Annotated in this window: 15 protein-coding genes and 1 riboswitch; of the genes, 9 read left to right on the forward strand and 6 right to left on the reverse strand. The window is 73.3% G+C overall.

Going from position 1 to position 13,857, the window contains the following annotated elements; genetic code table 11:
* Positions 1–14: 14 nt before the first annotated feature.
* Together ACPU2J_RS09650 and ACPU2J_RS09655 are read left to right on the forward strand one after the other, a co-directional pair.
* Positions 15–641, forward strand: a complete 627-nt coding sequence (locus ACPU2J_RS09650; protein ID WP_423833081.1) for a DUF4126 domain-containing protein — start codon at positions 15–17, stop codon at positions 639–641.
* A 36-nt stretch (positions 642–677) separates the two neighbouring features.
* A complete protein-coding gene (locus ACPU2J_RS09655) occupies positions 678–2,096 on the forward strand; it encodes a phytoene desaturase family protein (protein ID WP_420081050.1) in 1,419 nt (472 codons plus the stop codon).
* A 24-nt stretch (positions 2,097–2,120) separates the two neighbouring features.
* Here ACPU2J_RS09655 and ACPU2J_RS09660 read toward each other — a convergent pair whose 3' ends face one another.
* The 5 genes from ACPU2J_RS09660 to ACPU2J_RS09680 all read right to left on the reverse strand — a co-directional run bounded on the left by ACPU2J_RS09660 (position 2,121) and on the right by ACPU2J_RS09680 (position 6,685).
* Positions 2,121–2,984 carry a hypothetical protein gene (locus tag ACPU2J_RS09660; RefSeq protein WP_423833082.1) on the reverse strand — a complete coding sequence of 288 codons (864 nt, stop codon included), beginning with the start codon at positions 2,982–2,984 and terminating at the stop codon, positions 2,121–2,123.
* Between the two features lie 42 nt (positions 2,985–3,026).
* Positions 3,027–3,941 carry a methylenetetrahydrofolate reductase [NAD(P)H] gene (metF, locus tag ACPU2J_RS09665; protein WP_365074502.1) on the reverse strand — a complete coding sequence of 305 codons (915 nt, stop codon included), beginning with the start codon at positions 3,939–3,941 and terminating at the stop codon, positions 3,027–3,029.
* A 189-nt stretch (positions 3,942–4,130) separates the two neighbouring features.
* Positions 4,131–4,766 (reverse strand): thiamine phosphate synthase, encoded by a 636-nt coding sequence (thiE, locus tag ACPU2J_RS09670; protein ID WP_420081048.1) that lies wholly within the window; start codon positions 4,764–4,766, stop codon positions 4,131–4,133.
* An 82-nt stretch (positions 4,767–4,848) separates the two neighbouring features.
* The gene (locus tag ACPU2J_RS09675) at positions 4,849–5,214 is read right to left on the reverse strand and encodes an Rv2175c family DNA-binding protein (RefSeq protein ID WP_361595114.1); all 366 of its coding nucleotides are present in this window, start codon (positions 5,212–5,214) and stop codon (positions 4,849–4,851) included.
* Between the two features lie 250 nt (positions 5,215–5,464).
* The gene (locus tag ACPU2J_RS09680; protein WP_420081046.1) at positions 5,465–6,685 is read right to left on the reverse strand and encodes an NAD(P)/FAD-dependent oxidoreductase; all 1,221 of its coding nucleotides are present in this window, start codon (positions 6,683–6,685) and stop codon (positions 5,465–5,467) included.
* An 81-nt stretch (positions 6,686–6,766) separates the two neighbouring features.
* Positions 6,767–6,878, forward strand: a riboswitch (TPP riboswitch).
* On the opposite strand from ACPU2J_RS09680, the gene thiO reads away from it, so the two are divergent.
* From thiO to ACPU2J_RS09710, 6 genes are all read left to right on the forward strand, one after another.
* Positions 6,876–8,057 (forward strand): glycine oxidase ThiO, encoded by a 1,182-nt coding sequence (gene thiO / locus ACPU2J_RS09685; protein WP_423833083.1) that lies wholly within the window; start codon positions 6,876–6,878, stop codon positions 8,055–8,057. Its footprint overlaps the riboswitch before it by 3 nt.
* A complete protein-coding gene (gene thiS / locus ACPU2J_RS09690; protein WP_361595120.1) occupies positions 8,054–8,254 on the forward strand; it encodes a sulfur carrier protein ThiS in 201 nt (66 codons plus the stop codon). The genes thiO and thiS overlap by 4 nt, the downstream gene beginning before the upstream one ends.
* Positions 8,255–8,257: 3 nt before the next feature.
* Entirely contained in the window at positions 8,258–9,052 is a 795-nt protein-coding gene (locus ACPU2J_RS09695; RefSeq protein WP_361595122.1) for a thiazole synthase, read from the forward strand.
* Between the two features lie 85 nt (positions 9,053–9,137).
* Positions 9,138–11,057, forward strand: a complete 1,920-nt coding sequence (gene pknB / locus ACPU2J_RS09700; protein ID WP_423833084.1) for a Stk1 family PASTA domain-containing Ser/Thr kinase — start codon at positions 9,138–9,140, stop codon at positions 11,055–11,057.
* Positions 11,058–11,066: 9 nt separating this feature from the next.
* Positions 11,067–11,924, forward strand: coding sequence for a deoxyribonuclease IV (locus tag ACPU2J_RS09705; protein ID WP_420081043.1), 858 nt, complete (start codon positions 11,067–11,069; stop codon positions 11,922–11,924).
* A 91-nt stretch (positions 11,925–12,015) separates the two neighbouring features.
* Entirely contained in the window at positions 12,016–12,510 is a 495-nt protein-coding gene (locus ACPU2J_RS09710; RefSeq protein ID WP_420081042.1) for a DUF4396 domain-containing protein, read from the forward strand.
* 33 nt (positions 12,511–12,543) lie between these two features.
* Here the strand turns inward: ACPU2J_RS09710 and ACPU2J_RS09715 are convergent, their stop codons facing one another.
* A complete protein-coding gene (locus ACPU2J_RS09715) occupies positions 12,544–13,176 on the reverse strand; it encodes a sulfite oxidase-like oxidoreductase (protein ID WP_365498986.1) in 633 nt (210 codons plus the stop codon).
* Positions 13,177–13,350: 174 nt separating this feature from the next.
* Here ACPU2J_RS09715 and bfr point away from each other — a divergent pair, with 174 nt between their 5' ends.
* A complete protein-coding gene (bfr, locus tag ACPU2J_RS09720; protein WP_031153026.1) occupies positions 13,351–13,827 on the forward strand; it encodes a bacterioferritin in 477 nt (158 codons plus the stop codon).
* The last annotated feature ends 30 nt before the right edge of the window (positions 13,828–13,857 follow it).

Genomic DNA, 13,857 nt, shown 5'->3' on the forward strand with positions numbered 1-13,857 from the left:
GGCATGATGATCCAATGAGTGTGCTCCCCCTGGTCTTCACCAGCGGCTGGGCCAGTGGGATCAACGCCTACGCCGTGGTCCTGCTGCTCGGCATCTTCGGCGCGACCGGCCTGACCGACGACGTGCCCGCGTCCCTGCAGCGCACGGACGTGCTCATCGCCGCCGCGATCCTGTTCCTCTGCGAGGCCGTCGCCGACAAGATCCCGTACGTCGACTCGATATGGGACGCCGTCCACACCGTGATCCGCCCGCTGGCGGGCGCCGTGATCGGTGCGCTGCTGGCCGGCCAGAGCGGCTCGCTGTCCGACCTGAGCGCCGCCGCCCTCGGCGGTTCCACGGCCCTGGCCAGCCATTTCGTCAAGGCCGGCACCCGAATGGCGATCAACAGCTCGCCCGAGCCGTTCACCAACGTCGCCATGAGCATCGCGGAGGACCTCGGCGTCGCCGGCCTGGTCACCTTCGCGATCTTCCACCCGGTGCCCGCGGCGATCATCGCGGCCGTGCTGCTGGCCCTGGGGCTGGCCGTACTGGTCTTCCTCTGGAGCCGGATCCGCCGCTTCCTGCACCGCCGGGCGCAGCGCCGGGAGGAGAAGCGGCTGGCCTCCGAGGTCCGCGCCACGACCGGCGGGCCACCCCGCTGACCACCGGGCCCCGCACGGGGCCATAGGCTCGGCCGCATGGCACGAATTGCGGTGATCGGCGCGGGCATGGGCGCGATGGCGACGGCGGCCCGGCTTGCGGTCGCGGGGCACCGGGTGACGGTGTACGAGCGCTCCGGAACCTTCGGCGGGGCCGTCGGGTGGTACGAGCGCGACGGCTTCGCCTTCGACACCGGGCCCGGGCTGCTGCACCTGCCCGCCGTCTACCGCGACCTCTTCGTGAAGACCGGGAAGCGGTCCCTGGAGGACTGCGTCGACATGGCCCAGGCGAACCCGGCGGTCCGGCACGTCCTGCCCCGCCACGGCATCGACGTCACCCTCCCCGGAGCCTCGCACGGCGGTGTCGCGGCCGCCCTCGACGGCGCCTTCGGGCAGGGCTCGGGCGAGCGCTGGAACGGCGTCCTCGGCCGGGCCCGGGACGTCTGGGACGCCACCCGCCGCCCGCTGCTGGAGGAGCCGCTGCGCGAGGGCGCCCGGCAGGCGCTGGGCACCGACCCCTATCCGGCCGTGCGGCGCAGCGGGCTGCTGCGCCGCCGCCCCCCGACCCTGGCCGAGGTGGCCGGACGGGAGCTGGGCGGCCCGCTCGCCGAGGTCCTGACCGGCCTGGTGCGCACGTACGGGGTCGATCCGGTGTCGGCGCCCGGCTCGGCGACGGTGCTGGCGTACATGGAGCAGACCTTCGGCAGCTGGTACGTGCGCGGCGGGATGCGGGCGCTGGCCACCGCCGTGTACGAGCGCTGCCTGGAGCGGAAGGTGGAGTTCGTCTTCGGGGCGGAGGTCCGCGAGGTGCTGGTCCGGGACGGCCGGGCGGCGGGCCTGCTGCTGGCCGACGGGTCCGAGCGGGCCGCCGACTCCGTCGTCTGCGGGATCGACCCGCGGCTGCTGCCGGCCGCCTCGCCGTCCCGGTCGCCGGAGGCGGTCCCCGCCCGCGGGGAGGACGTGCCGGGCCGGACCACGCTGCTGCTGGCGCTGCGCGGCGCCCGGCCCGCCGGGACGGTCCACCGCACCCTCGTCCACTCCGCGGGGGCCCCGGTCACCGTGATGCGGCCCGACGACCCCGCCACCCGGCCCGACGGGGACCACGAGGCGGTCACCGTGAGCGCCGTGCACGGCCCGGGGACCGCGGAGCCCGAGGAGCTGCTGAACCTCGCGGAGAAGGCCGTACAGGGCCTGCGGGAGCGGCTGTTGTGGCAGGAGGTGCGCACGCCCGCCGACGTCGAGGCGGCGACGGGCGCGCCGGGCGGCGCGGTGCCGCCGCCCGCCCTCGCGGGCGCCGGGGGCCGGCTGCTGTACCCGGGCAACGCCACCGCCGTGCCCGGGCTGTTCCGGGCGGGCGGCTGGGCACATCCGGGCGGCGGGCTCGCCCACGCCGGGATGACGGGGGCGCTGGTGTCCGGGCTGATCGTCGAGGGGGCCGGCTTCCGCGGCTCGCAGTGAGCCGCGCGGACCCGGCCCCGCCGGTCAGTAGCGGTACTGCTCGTACCCGTCCTGCTGCGGGTACGGGTACTGCGGCGGCTCCTGGCCGTCCTGCGGGTAGGCCTGGCCGGCGCCGTCGGTGGACCGCTGCTGCGGGACCCAGACCCCGCCGGGCGGGGTGTCGGTGGAGTACTGCTGCTGACCGTAGTCGGCGTACGGGGCGTAGTCGTACGGCTGGGACGGGGCGACCCCGCCGCCGGTGCCGATGTACGGGTCCGAGTAGGCGGCGTAGACCTGGGGCTGGTCACCCGTGGGGTAGCCGCCCGAATAGTCGTAACCGCCCTGGTTCTGCTGGTCGTAGTAGGCGGCGTACTGGTGCGCGTCCTGCTCGGCCGTGGTGAACGGCGAGGCGAAGGCGGCCGTCTGCGCGGCGTCCGGCGCCGGGGCGAAACTCTGTATGCCGTAGGACCCGGTGTCCTCGGGCACCGGCTCCGGGCTGTAGACCTCCGCGGGCGGGGCCGGGGAGCGGAACTCCCTTTCCTCCGCGGCGGCCTGCGCGTCGTCGTACTCCAGCGCGGTGACCTGGAGGGCCGGTTCGCCCGGCGCCTCGGCCCCGGAGCGGCGCCGCTTGGTCTGCTTCCGTACGGGCTCCCCGCCGCGGCGCAGCGCCCAGCCGGCGACGAAGCCCTTGCGGAAGGACAGCGTGACGAGGGTCTGGCCCACGGCGAAGGCGGCCGCGCCGGCCCCGATGACGGGCACGGAGGGCAGGATCACCCCGGCGACCACGCCGAGGAAGCCGGCGAAGGCGAGCAGGCGCCAGCGCAGCCGGGCCTTGTACTGCATCAGGACCTCGGCTAGCAGCCACAGCGCGACGATGCCGAACGCGATGTAGAGGACCGTCATTCCCATGCAAGGCCCCTCTCGGTGCGGCCGTCACACGGGTGCGGCCGGTCAGGCCCGCTGGTGCAGGCCCAGGTTCTCGTAGATCTCGAGAGTCGCCGTGGAGTTGTTCAGCGTGATGAAGTGCAGCCCCGGGACACCCTCGGACAGCAGCCGCGCGCAGAACTCCGTGGCGAACTCGATTCCAATGGAGCGTACAGCGGCCGGATCGTCCTTGACGGCGAGCATGCGCTCTTTCACGTCCGCGGGGAAGACCGCGGTGCTCAGCTGGGGCAGCCGGTCGAGCTGCTTGATGCCCACAACAGGCATGACCTCGGGGATGATCGGGGTGTCGCAGCCGTGCTTCTCGGCGCTGTCGCGCAGCCGCAGATAGTTCTCGGGATCGAAGAACATTTGGGTGATCGCATAGTCCGCGCCCGCACGGCACTTGTCCACGAAGTGCCGGATGTCCGTATCCCAGTCGGCGGAACGCGGATGCATCTCGGGGAAGGCGGCGACGCCGACGCAGAAGTCGCCGGACTCCTTGAGCAGCCGGACCAGGTCCGCCGCGTAGTGCACGCCCTCCGGGTGCGGCACCCAGTCGCCCATCGGGTCGCCCGGCGGGTCACCGCGCAGGGCGAGCATGTTCCGGATGCCGGCGTCGGCGAACTGGCCGATGACGTGGCGCAGCTCGGCGATCGACTGGTCCACCGCGGTGAGGTGCGCGACGGGCGTCAGGGTGGTGTCGGCGGCGATCTCCTGGGTGGCCTTGACCGTGCCGCCGCGGGTGGAGCCGCCGGCCCCGTAGGTCACGGAGACGAAGCTCGGGGATACCGCCTCGATCCGACGCAGTGCGTTCCAGAGGTTGCGTTCGCCCTTCTCGGTCTTCGGGGCCCAGAACTCGAAGGAGTACGAGCGCCCGGACGCGAGGAGGTCGCGGACCGTGTGTGCACGGTCCGACCAGGTGGAAGCGGTACCAAGGGCCATGGGGGCAGGTTAGACGCGGGCGGGCGGACACCGAAGCCGTGTCCGCCTTTTGGACAGGTTTTTGGACACTTGCCGTGTCGGGCCGGGCCCGGCGGGGCTTTCGTGCAAAGGGAGGCGCGGAATGCCACCGGCCGTCCGGGCCGGTGGCGGAGCCTACGGGGCCGGGGCCTGCGGCCCGTGCCTGCGGGGTCAGGCCAGGCGCGCCCGGATCCGGCCCGCCAGCTCCGCGGCGGCGGCACCGGGGTCGGAGGCCTCGGTGAGGGCGCGGACCACCACGACCCGGGTGGCGCCGGCGTCCAGCACCTGGTCCAGGTTCGTGCTGTCGATGCCGCCGATGGCGAACCAGGGGCGGTCCTGCTCCAGGGAGGCGGCGTACCGGACGAGGTCCAGGCCGGGGGCGTGCCGGCCGGGCTTGGTGGGGGTGGGCCAGCAGGGGCCGGTGCAGAAGTAGTCCACGCCCGGTTCGGCGGCGGCCGCCGCGACCTCGTCCTCCGCGTGGCAGGAACGGCCGATCAGCACCTGCCCGCCGAGGATGGCGCGGGCCGCGGGGACGGGGATGTCGCCCTGGCCGAGGTGGAGGACGTCGGAGCCGATCGCGTGGGCGACGTCGGCCCGGTCGTTCACGGCGAGCAGCCTGCCGTGGCGGCGGGCGGCCTCGGCGAAGACCCGGAGGTGCTCCAGCTCCTCCCCCGCCTCCATGCCCTTGTCGCGGAGCTGGACGACGTCCACGCCGCCGGCCAGGACGGCGTCGAGGAACTCGGGGAGGTCTCCCTGCCGCTTGCGCGCGTCCGTGCAGAGGTAGAGCCGGGCGTCGGACAGCTGCATTGGGTGTACCCCCCGTGATGGACGACGGTGCGCGGGCCGGCGGGGGCCCGCGCACCGTCGTGTGGTGCGGATGCGAAGCGGGTCAGAGGGCGAGCGCCTGGGCGCGGCGCTTCACCTCCGTGCCGCGATTCTCGCTCAGCGCCTGGGCGGGGGTGCCCGGCAGGGTCGGGTCCGGGGTGAAGAGCCACTCCAGCATCTCCTCGTCGGAGAAGCCGTCGTCGCGCAGTACGGTCAGCAGACCGACGAGCCCCTTGACCACCTTGTCGCCGTCGATGAAGGGGGCGGGCACCTGCAGGGCGCGGTTCTCGCCCCGGCGGACTGCGATGAGCTGGCCTTCCTTGACCATCTGGCGGACCCGGGTCACCTCGACGTCCAGCATCTCCGCGATGTCGGGGAGGTACAGCCAGTCGGGGACGAGGGAATCGGTCTTTGCGTCAATCTCGGTCACGGGCCAAGCCTGCCACCTCCCACCGACAGCCGGTACCCGGGCGGCCCGTCCGTGGCGGTCCGCCCGCTCCGCGGCACTAGGAAGTGTCGTCAAAGTGGCGTCGGCCGCCCGGAGGGCGGGGTCGGCGGGGTCTGGCGCGTGCGATCGCAAGGCGGAGGAGGGAATCGACGCGGAGCGTCGGTGACCGACGACAACGCGGCGAGCGTGCGTACCAGACCCCGCCGACCAGACGGGACTTTGACGACACGACCTAAACCGCGGCCGACTTCAGCGGGATCGCGGGGTCGGCGACCCGGGCTGGGTCCACGGGGAGCGCGGCCTCGACGAGCCTGCGGCCCTGCGCCAGGTCGCGGGGCCGGCCCACGGCCAGGACCGCGACCAGGGCGCCGTCCCTGAGCCAGCACACGGACCAGGCCTCCTGCGCCGGGTCGCCGCGCAGGACCAGGGTGTCGGCCTCGCCGTGGTGGCCCGCGTACTGGACGAAGCGCCCGAACTGCTCCGACCAGAAGTAGGGCACCGGGTCGTAGGCCACGGCCGGTCCGCCCGCCAGGATGTTGGCGGCGACCGCCTTCGGCCCCTGGAGCGCGTTGTCCCAGTGGTGCACGAGGAGCCGCTCGCCGTGGCGTGCGGACGGGAAGGAGGCGCAGTCGCCGACGGCGTACACCCCGGGCAGGGAGGTCCGCAGCCAGGCGTCGGCGGTGACGGAGCCGTCGGGTCCGAGGTCCACTCCGGATCCGGCCAGCCAGCCGGTGTCGGGCCGGGCGCCGATGCCCACGACGACCGCGTCGGCGGGCAGCGCGCGCCCGTCGGCGAGGAGGACCCGGCCCTCCTCGATCCCCGCGACCCGCACGCCGGTGACGAGCTCGGCGCCGGCCTGCGCGTACCAGCCGGCCATGGCGTCGGCCACCTCGGCCGGCATGGCTCCGGCGAGCACCCGCTCCGCCGCCTCGACGACGGTCACCGCGCAGCCCGCCTCGCGGGCCGCGGTGGCGAACTCGGCGCCGATCCAGCCCGCGCCGACGACCACGACCCGGGCCCCGGCGGCCAGGACGGGGCGTAGCCGCGCCGCGTCGTCCAGGGTGCGCAGGAGGTGGACGCCGGGGACGCCCTCGGTGCCGGGGAGGGTCAGGGGCCGGGCGCCGGTGGCCAGGACCAGGACCTCGTACGGGACGGGTCCCGCGGCGGTGTCCAGTGCGTGGTCGGCGGCCCGCAGGCCGGTGACGTCCGTGCCGAGGCGGAGGTCGATGCCGAGGCCTTCGAAGTCCACGTCGAAGGCGGAGTCCTCGGCCTTGCCGAGCAGCACCGCCTTGGACAGCGGGGGCCGGTCGTAGGGCTGGTGGGGTTCGGCCCCCAGCAGGGTGACGGGGCCGTCGAAGCCCTGCTCGCGCAGGGCGACCGCGGTCTGCACCCCCGCGATTCCGGCGCCGACGATCACCACGCCGCGCTGATTGCGTTCCGTCTGCTCGCTCACGCGACAACCCTACTGAGCTGACGCTCCATCAGGAACAGGTGCCGCCTTACCGGCCGTCGACCGCCGGGATAGTCTGGCCACCGTACCTATCGCGGGAGCCCGGCGCACCGGGCTGAGAGGGAGGCTGGACGGCCTCCGACCGTACGAACCTGATCCGGGTCATGCCGGCGAAGGGAGGGGCTGGACGCCCATGCACTCATCTCGGAAGGGATCCGCCCGCGGCTGCGACGTCCTCGTCATCGGCGGCGGCATCATCGGCCTGGTCACCGCCTGGCGGGCCGCGCAGCGCGGCCTGGCCACCGCCATCGCCGACCCCGTGCCCGGCGACGGAGCCGCCCGGGTCGCGGCCGGCATGCTCGCCCCCGTCACCGAACTCCACTACGGCGAGGAGGCACTCCTCGGCCTCGGCCTCGCCTCCGCCGAACGCTATCCGCGGTTCGCCGCCGAGCTCGCCGAGGCCTCCGGCGGCCTCGGCATCGGCTACCGCGCCTGCGGCACCCTCGCCGTCGCCCTCGACGCCGACGACCGGCTCCACCTGCGCGAACTGCACGCCCTGCAACGCCGCTGCGGCCTGGATTCCGAGTGGCTCACCGGCCGCGAGTGCCGCCGCCTGGAACCCATGCTCGCCCCCGGCGTCCGCGGAGGCCTGCGCGTCGACGGCGACCACCAGGTCGACCCGCGCCGCCTCGCGACCGCCCTGCTCGCGGCCTGCGAACGGGCCGGGGTCGCCGTCCACCGGGCCGCCGCGGAGCAGCTGCTCACCACCGGGGACCGGGCCTCGGGCGTCCTCCTCGACGACGGTACGGAACTCCGCGCCGACCAGGTGGTCCTCGCCGCGGGCTCGCTCAGCGGCCGGCTCGCCGGCCTGCCCGCCGAGGTGCTGCCCCCCGTACGGCCGGTCAAGGGACAGGTGCTGCGGCTCGCGGTGCCCGCCGCGTACGCGCCGTTCCTCTCGCGGACCGTGCGGGCCGTCGTCCGCGGCAGTCACGTCTACCTGGTGCCGCGCGAGAACGGCGAACTCGTCGTCGGCGCCACCAGCGAGGAACTCGGCTGGGACACCACCGTCACCGCCGGAGGGGTCTACGAACTCCTGCGGGACGCCCACGAACTGGTCCCCGGCATCACCGAACTCCCCCTGACCGAGACCCGGGCCGGGCTGCGCCCCGGCTCCCCCGACAACGCCCCGCTGCTGGGGCCGACCGACCTGCCGGGCCTGCACCTGGCCACCGGGCACTACCGCAACGGGGTCCTGCTCACCCCGCTCACCGGCGAGGTCATGGCCGACCTGCTGGCCACCGGCGAACTACCGGAGATCGCGCGCCCCTTCACCCCCCTCCGCTTCTCCGCCGCACGTCAGGAGTCCCCCGCATGACCATCTCCGTCAACGGCGAGCCGCGCGAGGTCGCGGCCGGCACCACCCTGGACGCGGTCGTCGCCACCCTGACCGCGGCCCCCTCCGGGGTGGCCGCCGCCCTCAACGAGACCGTGGTCCCGCGCGGGCTGTGGCCGGCCACGCCGGTGGGCGAGGGCGACCGGGTCGAGATCCTCACTGCCGTCCAGGGAGGCTGACCCGTGGCGGACGACCTCTTCACCCTGGGCGGCCGGACCTTCGGCTCCCGCCTGATCATGGGCACCGGCGGCGCCCCGAGCCTGGACGTCCTGGAACGCGCCCTGGTCGCCTCCGGCACCGAACTCACCACGGTGGCCATGCGGCGCCTTGACCCGACGGTGCAGGGCTCGGTCCTGTCCGTGCTCGCCCGGCTGGGCATCTCCGTACTGCCGAACACGGCCGGCTGTTTCACCGCGGGCGAGGCCGTCCTCACGGCCCGGCTCGCCCGGGAGGCCCTCGGCACGGACTGGATCAAGCTGGAAGTGGTCGCCGACGAGCGGACCCTCCTGCCGGACGGCGTGGAGCTGCTGGACGCCGCCGAGATCCTGGTCGACGAGGGCTTCACCGTCCTGCCGTACACCAACGACGACCCGGTGCTCGCCCGGAAGCTGGAGGACGTCGGCTGCGCGGCCGTCATGCCCCTCGGCTCCCCCATCGGCTCGGGCATGGGCATCCGCAACCCGCACAACTTCGAGCTGATCGCGGAGCGGGCCTCCGTGCCCGTGATCCTGGACGCGGGGGCGGGGACCGCCTCGGACGTGGCGCTGGCGATGGAGCTGGGCTGCGCGGCGGTGATGCTGGCCTCGGCGGTGACCCGGGCGCAGGAGCCCGTCCTGATGGCCTCGGCCATGCGCGACGCGGTCTCGGCGGGTCGGCTGGCCCACCGCGCGGGCCGCATCCCGCAGCGCCGCTTCGCGGAGGCCTCCTCCCCCGCGGAGGGCCGCGCCCACCTGGATCCCGAGCGCCCGGCGTTCTGAGGGGCGGGGCGCCCCACGTCACAGCTGCGCTGCAAGGGGGACCCGTCCCGGACGGGGGGCCGGGGGCGGCTCGTAGAATCGGCGGGTGGATACGACCCTGGATGACCCCCTCGTCGGGCGCGTGCTCGACGGCCGCTACCGCATCGACGCCCGCATCGCGGCCGGCGGGATGGCGACGGTCTACCGGGCCGTCGACACCCGCCTGGACCGCGTGCTCGCCCTGAAGGTGATGCACCCGGCGCTCGCCTCCGACGCCGCCTTCGTGGACCGGTTCATCCGCGAGGCGAAGTCGGTGGCCCGGCTCGCCCATCCCAACGTGGTCGCCGTGTTCGACCAGGGCACGGACGGCCCGTACGTCTACCTGGCGATGGAGTACGTCTCCGGCTGCACCCTGCGCGACGTCCTGCGCGAGCGCGGCGCGCTGCAGCCCCGGGCCGCCCTGGACATCCTCGAACCCGTCCTCGCCGCGCTCGGGGCCGCCCACCGGGCCGGCTTCGTGCACCGGGACATGAAGCCCGAGAACGTCCTGATCGGCGACGACGGCCGGGTCAAGGTCGCGGACTTCGGGCTGGTGCGGTCCGTGGACTCGGTGACCAACACCACCGACTCGGTGCTCGGGACGGTGTCCTACCTGGCGCCGGAGCAGATCGAGAACGGCATCGCCGACACCCGGGTGGACGTGTACGCCTGCGGTGTCGTCCTGTACGAGATGCTCACCGGCAGCAAGCCGCACCTCGGCGGCACCCCGGCGCAGGTGCTCTACCAGCACCTGAACGAGGACGTTCCGCCGCCGTCCGCCGCCGTGCCCGGGCTGCCCGCCGGACTGGACGAGCTCGTCGCGCACGCGACGGCCCGCAACCCCGACCTGCGCCCCTCCGACGCCGCGGCCCTGCTGGGCCTCAGCCTGGAGGCCCGGGCGCCGCTCGGCGACGCCGAGCTGGACGCCGTACCGCCGCAGGCGCGTGCCGGGGAGCGTTCGGCGACCGAGGACCGCACGAGCGTGATCCCCCGCCCGGTGGCCGCGGACCGGCCCGTGAACCTCACCTCCCGCTTCGAGACGCTGCCCCCTCCGCCGGCCCCGCCGGCCGACCGGGCGCAGGCCTCCGCCGGGCGGCGGCCGAACCGGGGCGTCCTGCTGGCCGTCGTCGGCGTGCTGCTGGCGCTCGGGCTGGGCACGGGCGTCTGGTACATCAACTCGGGCCAGTTCACGAGGGTGCCCAACCTGCTGGGCAAGACCGAGGACCAGGCGCGCGCCCAGCTGTCGGAGGCCGGTCTCGGGGTGAAGGGCGTCGAGCGGAAGTTCAGCGACGCCTTCGACCGGGGCACGGTGATGGACACCGACCCGCCGGGCGGCCGGAAGATCCGCGGCAACGGCGCGGTGACCCTCACCCTGTCCCGCGGTCCCGAGGTCGTGGCCGTGCCCAACCTGAAGGGCAGGCCGCTGGAGGAGGCGAAGTCCGAGCTGACGAAGGCCGGGCTGGCCCCGGGCGCCGTCACGCAGGCCTTCAGCCAGGACGTCGCCCAGGGCTCGGTGATCAGCACCAACCCGCCGGGCGGCGAGAAGCGGGCGCCCGACACCGCCGTCTCGATCGTCGTGAGCAAGGGCCGTCCGGTGCCGGTGCCCGGGGTGACGGGGCTCTCCGTCGACCAGGCGACGTCCACCCTTCAGGCACTGGGCCTGAAGGTGCAGACGGCTCCCGAGCAGGTCGACTCGCCCTCCCCGGCCGGTACGGTCGCCAACCAGTCGATCGGGGCCGGTACGCAGGCCGCAGCCGGTGACACGGTGACGCTGACGGTGTCCAAGGGACCCCGCATGCTGCCCGTCCCCAACGTGGTCGGCCAGGACGTGGACCCGGCCCGCAAGGCGCTGGAGGCTGCGGGCTTCAAGGTGAAGGTCGACCGGCCGCTCATCTCGTTCAGCAACACCGTGGACGCCCAGTCGGTGCCGGCCGGGCAGCCGGCCCCCGAGGGCAGCACGATCACCATCCGGACCAAGGGGCTGTAGGCGGCAGTGGTGCGCAATCCAGTGGGCGGGCACGTCCCGGTGGCGGGCGGTCTGGCCTCGGTCGGGCTGACGTACGCCCGCGAGATGGGCGCGGAGGCCGTCCAGGTCTTCGTCGCCAATCCGCGGGGATGGGCCACCCCGGTCGGCAGCCCGGCGCAGGACGAACGGTTCCGGGAGGAGTGCGCGGCGGAGTCGATCCCGGCGTACGTGCACGCGCCGTACCTGATCAACTTCGGCTCGCACACCGCGGCGACCGTGGAGAAGTCGGTGGAGTCCCTGCGCCACTCGCTGCGCAGGGCCCGCGCGATCGGTGCGCTGGGGGTGGTCGTGCACACCGGCTCGGCGACCGGCGGCCGGCCGCGGGAGCTCGCGTACGCGCAGATCAGGGAGCACATGCTGCCGCTGCTGGACGAGCTGACCCACGACGAGGACCCGTTCCTGCTGTTGGAATCGACGGCCGGGCAGGGCTCCTCGCTGTGCTCGCTCGCCGAGGACTTCGGTCCGTACTTCGACGCGCTGGACCACCACCCGAAGCTGGGGATCTGCCTGGACACCTGCCACGTCTTCGCGGCCGGCCACGACCTGGCGGAGCCCGGCGGCTCGAAGGTGACGCTGGACCTGCTGGTGGACACGGTGGGCGAGGGCAGGCTGAAGCTGGTCCACGCGAACGACTCGAAGGAGGGCGTGGGCGCCCACAAGGACCGGCACGCGAACATCGGCCAGGGCCATATCGGCCGGGACGCCTTCGCGGAGCTGTTCTCGCACCCGGCGATGGAGGGCGTTCCGCTGATCATCGAGACGCCCGGGGGCAAGGAGGGGCACGCGGCGGACGTGGCCCTGCTGAAGGAGCTGCGCGGCTCGCGGTGATCCACGACCCTTGAGGGAATACTCCAGGGGGGTATACGGTTCCGGTCGTGTCGGCGGAACCACCACCCGGCATTTCCCCGAGGGGGTCGTCATGGACCAGAGCCACGAGGGTCACGAGCACCGTCACGAGCACCACGGGAACCACGGGAAGACCGGCTGGGCCGTGGCGGCCCGCGCCACCCTGCACTGCCTCACCGGCTGCGCCATCGGCGAGGTCCTCGGCATGGTGATCGGCACCGCACTGGGGTGGGGCAACGTACAGACGATGGTCCTGGCGATCGTGCTCGCGTTCTTCTTCGGCTACGCCCTCACGCTGCGCGGGATCCTCGCCGCGGGCGTCGGCTTCCGTGCGGCCGTCCGGGTGGCGCTGGCCGCGGACACCCTTTCGATCGCCGTGATGGAACTGATCGACAACGGGGTGATCGCCCTGTGGCCGGGCGCGATGGACGCCCATCTGTCGGAGCCGGTGTTCTGGATCGTCCTGGCGATCGCCCTGGCGGCCGCCTTCGTGATCACGACCCCGGTCAACAAGTGGCTCATCGGCCGGGGGAAGGGACACGCGGTGGTCCACCGGTACCACCATTGAGGGACACCGGCGGGACGCGGATCCGGACGCGCCCTAGAGTTCGGGGCCGTCCCCGGGCTCCTCCTGGTAGGAGTAGCGCTGCTCCCGCCAGGGGTCGCCGATGTTGTGGTAGCCGCGCTCCTCCCAGAAGCCGCGGCGGTCGGCGGTCATGTACTCCACGCCGCGGACCCACTTGGGGCCCTTCCAGGCGTACAGGTGCGGGACCACCAGCCGCACGGGGAAGCCGTGTTCGGCGGTGAGGAGTTCACCGCCCTCGTGAGTGGCGAAGACGGTCCGGTCCGAGGCGAAGTCGGCCAGTCGCAGGTTGGAGCTGAAGCCGTACTCGGCCCACACCATCACGTGCGTGACCTGCGGCGCCGGCGGAGCGAGCTCCAGGATGCGCCGGGCGAGCACGCCGCCCCATTCGGCGCCCTGCATGCTGAACTTCGTGACGCAGTGGAGGTCCGCCACGACGGAGTCGAACGGCAGGGCCGTGAACTCCTCGTGGTTCCAGCAGCGCTTGTCACCGTCGGCGGTCGCGCCGAAGACGCGGAACTCCCAGCGCTCCGGCTTGAACTTGGGTACGGGGCCGTAGTGGGTGACCGGCCAGCCCTTCTGCAACCGCTGTCCCGGTGGAAGCTCCAGCTGCTCTGCTCCCGGAGATTCCCGGCTTTCCGGCTGACCCATGACTCCATGGTGACAGACTGGGCAGGGTGGTGATGACCAGGCCTGAGCCGATTCGGGGCAAGTCGCGGCAACTCCCACTAAGGAGGCACTTACTGGACGGCCTTCTGCGGCGGTGCAAGGATGCGCGCAACTGCCCCGTCACATAGCTGACATTGCCTGGAAGGAGCCTCTGCGATGCAGGGCGACCCCGAGGTCCTTGAGTTTCTGAACGAGCAGCTGACCGGCGAGCTGACGGCCATCAACCAGTACTGGCTGCACTACCGCATCCAGGACAACAAGGGCTGGACCAAGCTCGCCAAGTACACGCGTGAAGAGTCCATCGACGAGATGAAGCACGCGGACAAGATCACCGAGCGCATCCTGATGCTCGACGGTCTTCCGAACTACCAGCGACTCTTCCACGTGCGCGTCGGGCAGACGATCACGGAGATGTTCCAGGCGGACCGCCAGGTCGAGGTCGAGGCCATCGACCGCCTCAAGCGGGGCATCGAGGTCATGCGCGGCAAGGGCGACATCACCTCGGCGCGGCTCTTCGAGGACATCCTGGAGGACGAGGAGCACCACATCGACTACCTCGACACGCAGCTGGAGCTGATCGAGTCCCTCGGTGAGGCGCTGTACATCGCGCAGCTGATCGAGCAGCCGAGCTAGCAGCGGGTCCGACCTGCGGGCCGTGCGGGC

Origin of the sequence: Streptomyces manipurensis, from assembly GCF_049570255.1 — a bacterium.
GTDB classification, from domain to species: domain Bacteria; phylum Actinomycetota; class Actinomycetes; order Streptomycetales; family Streptomycetaceae; genus Streptomyces; species Streptomyces manipurensis.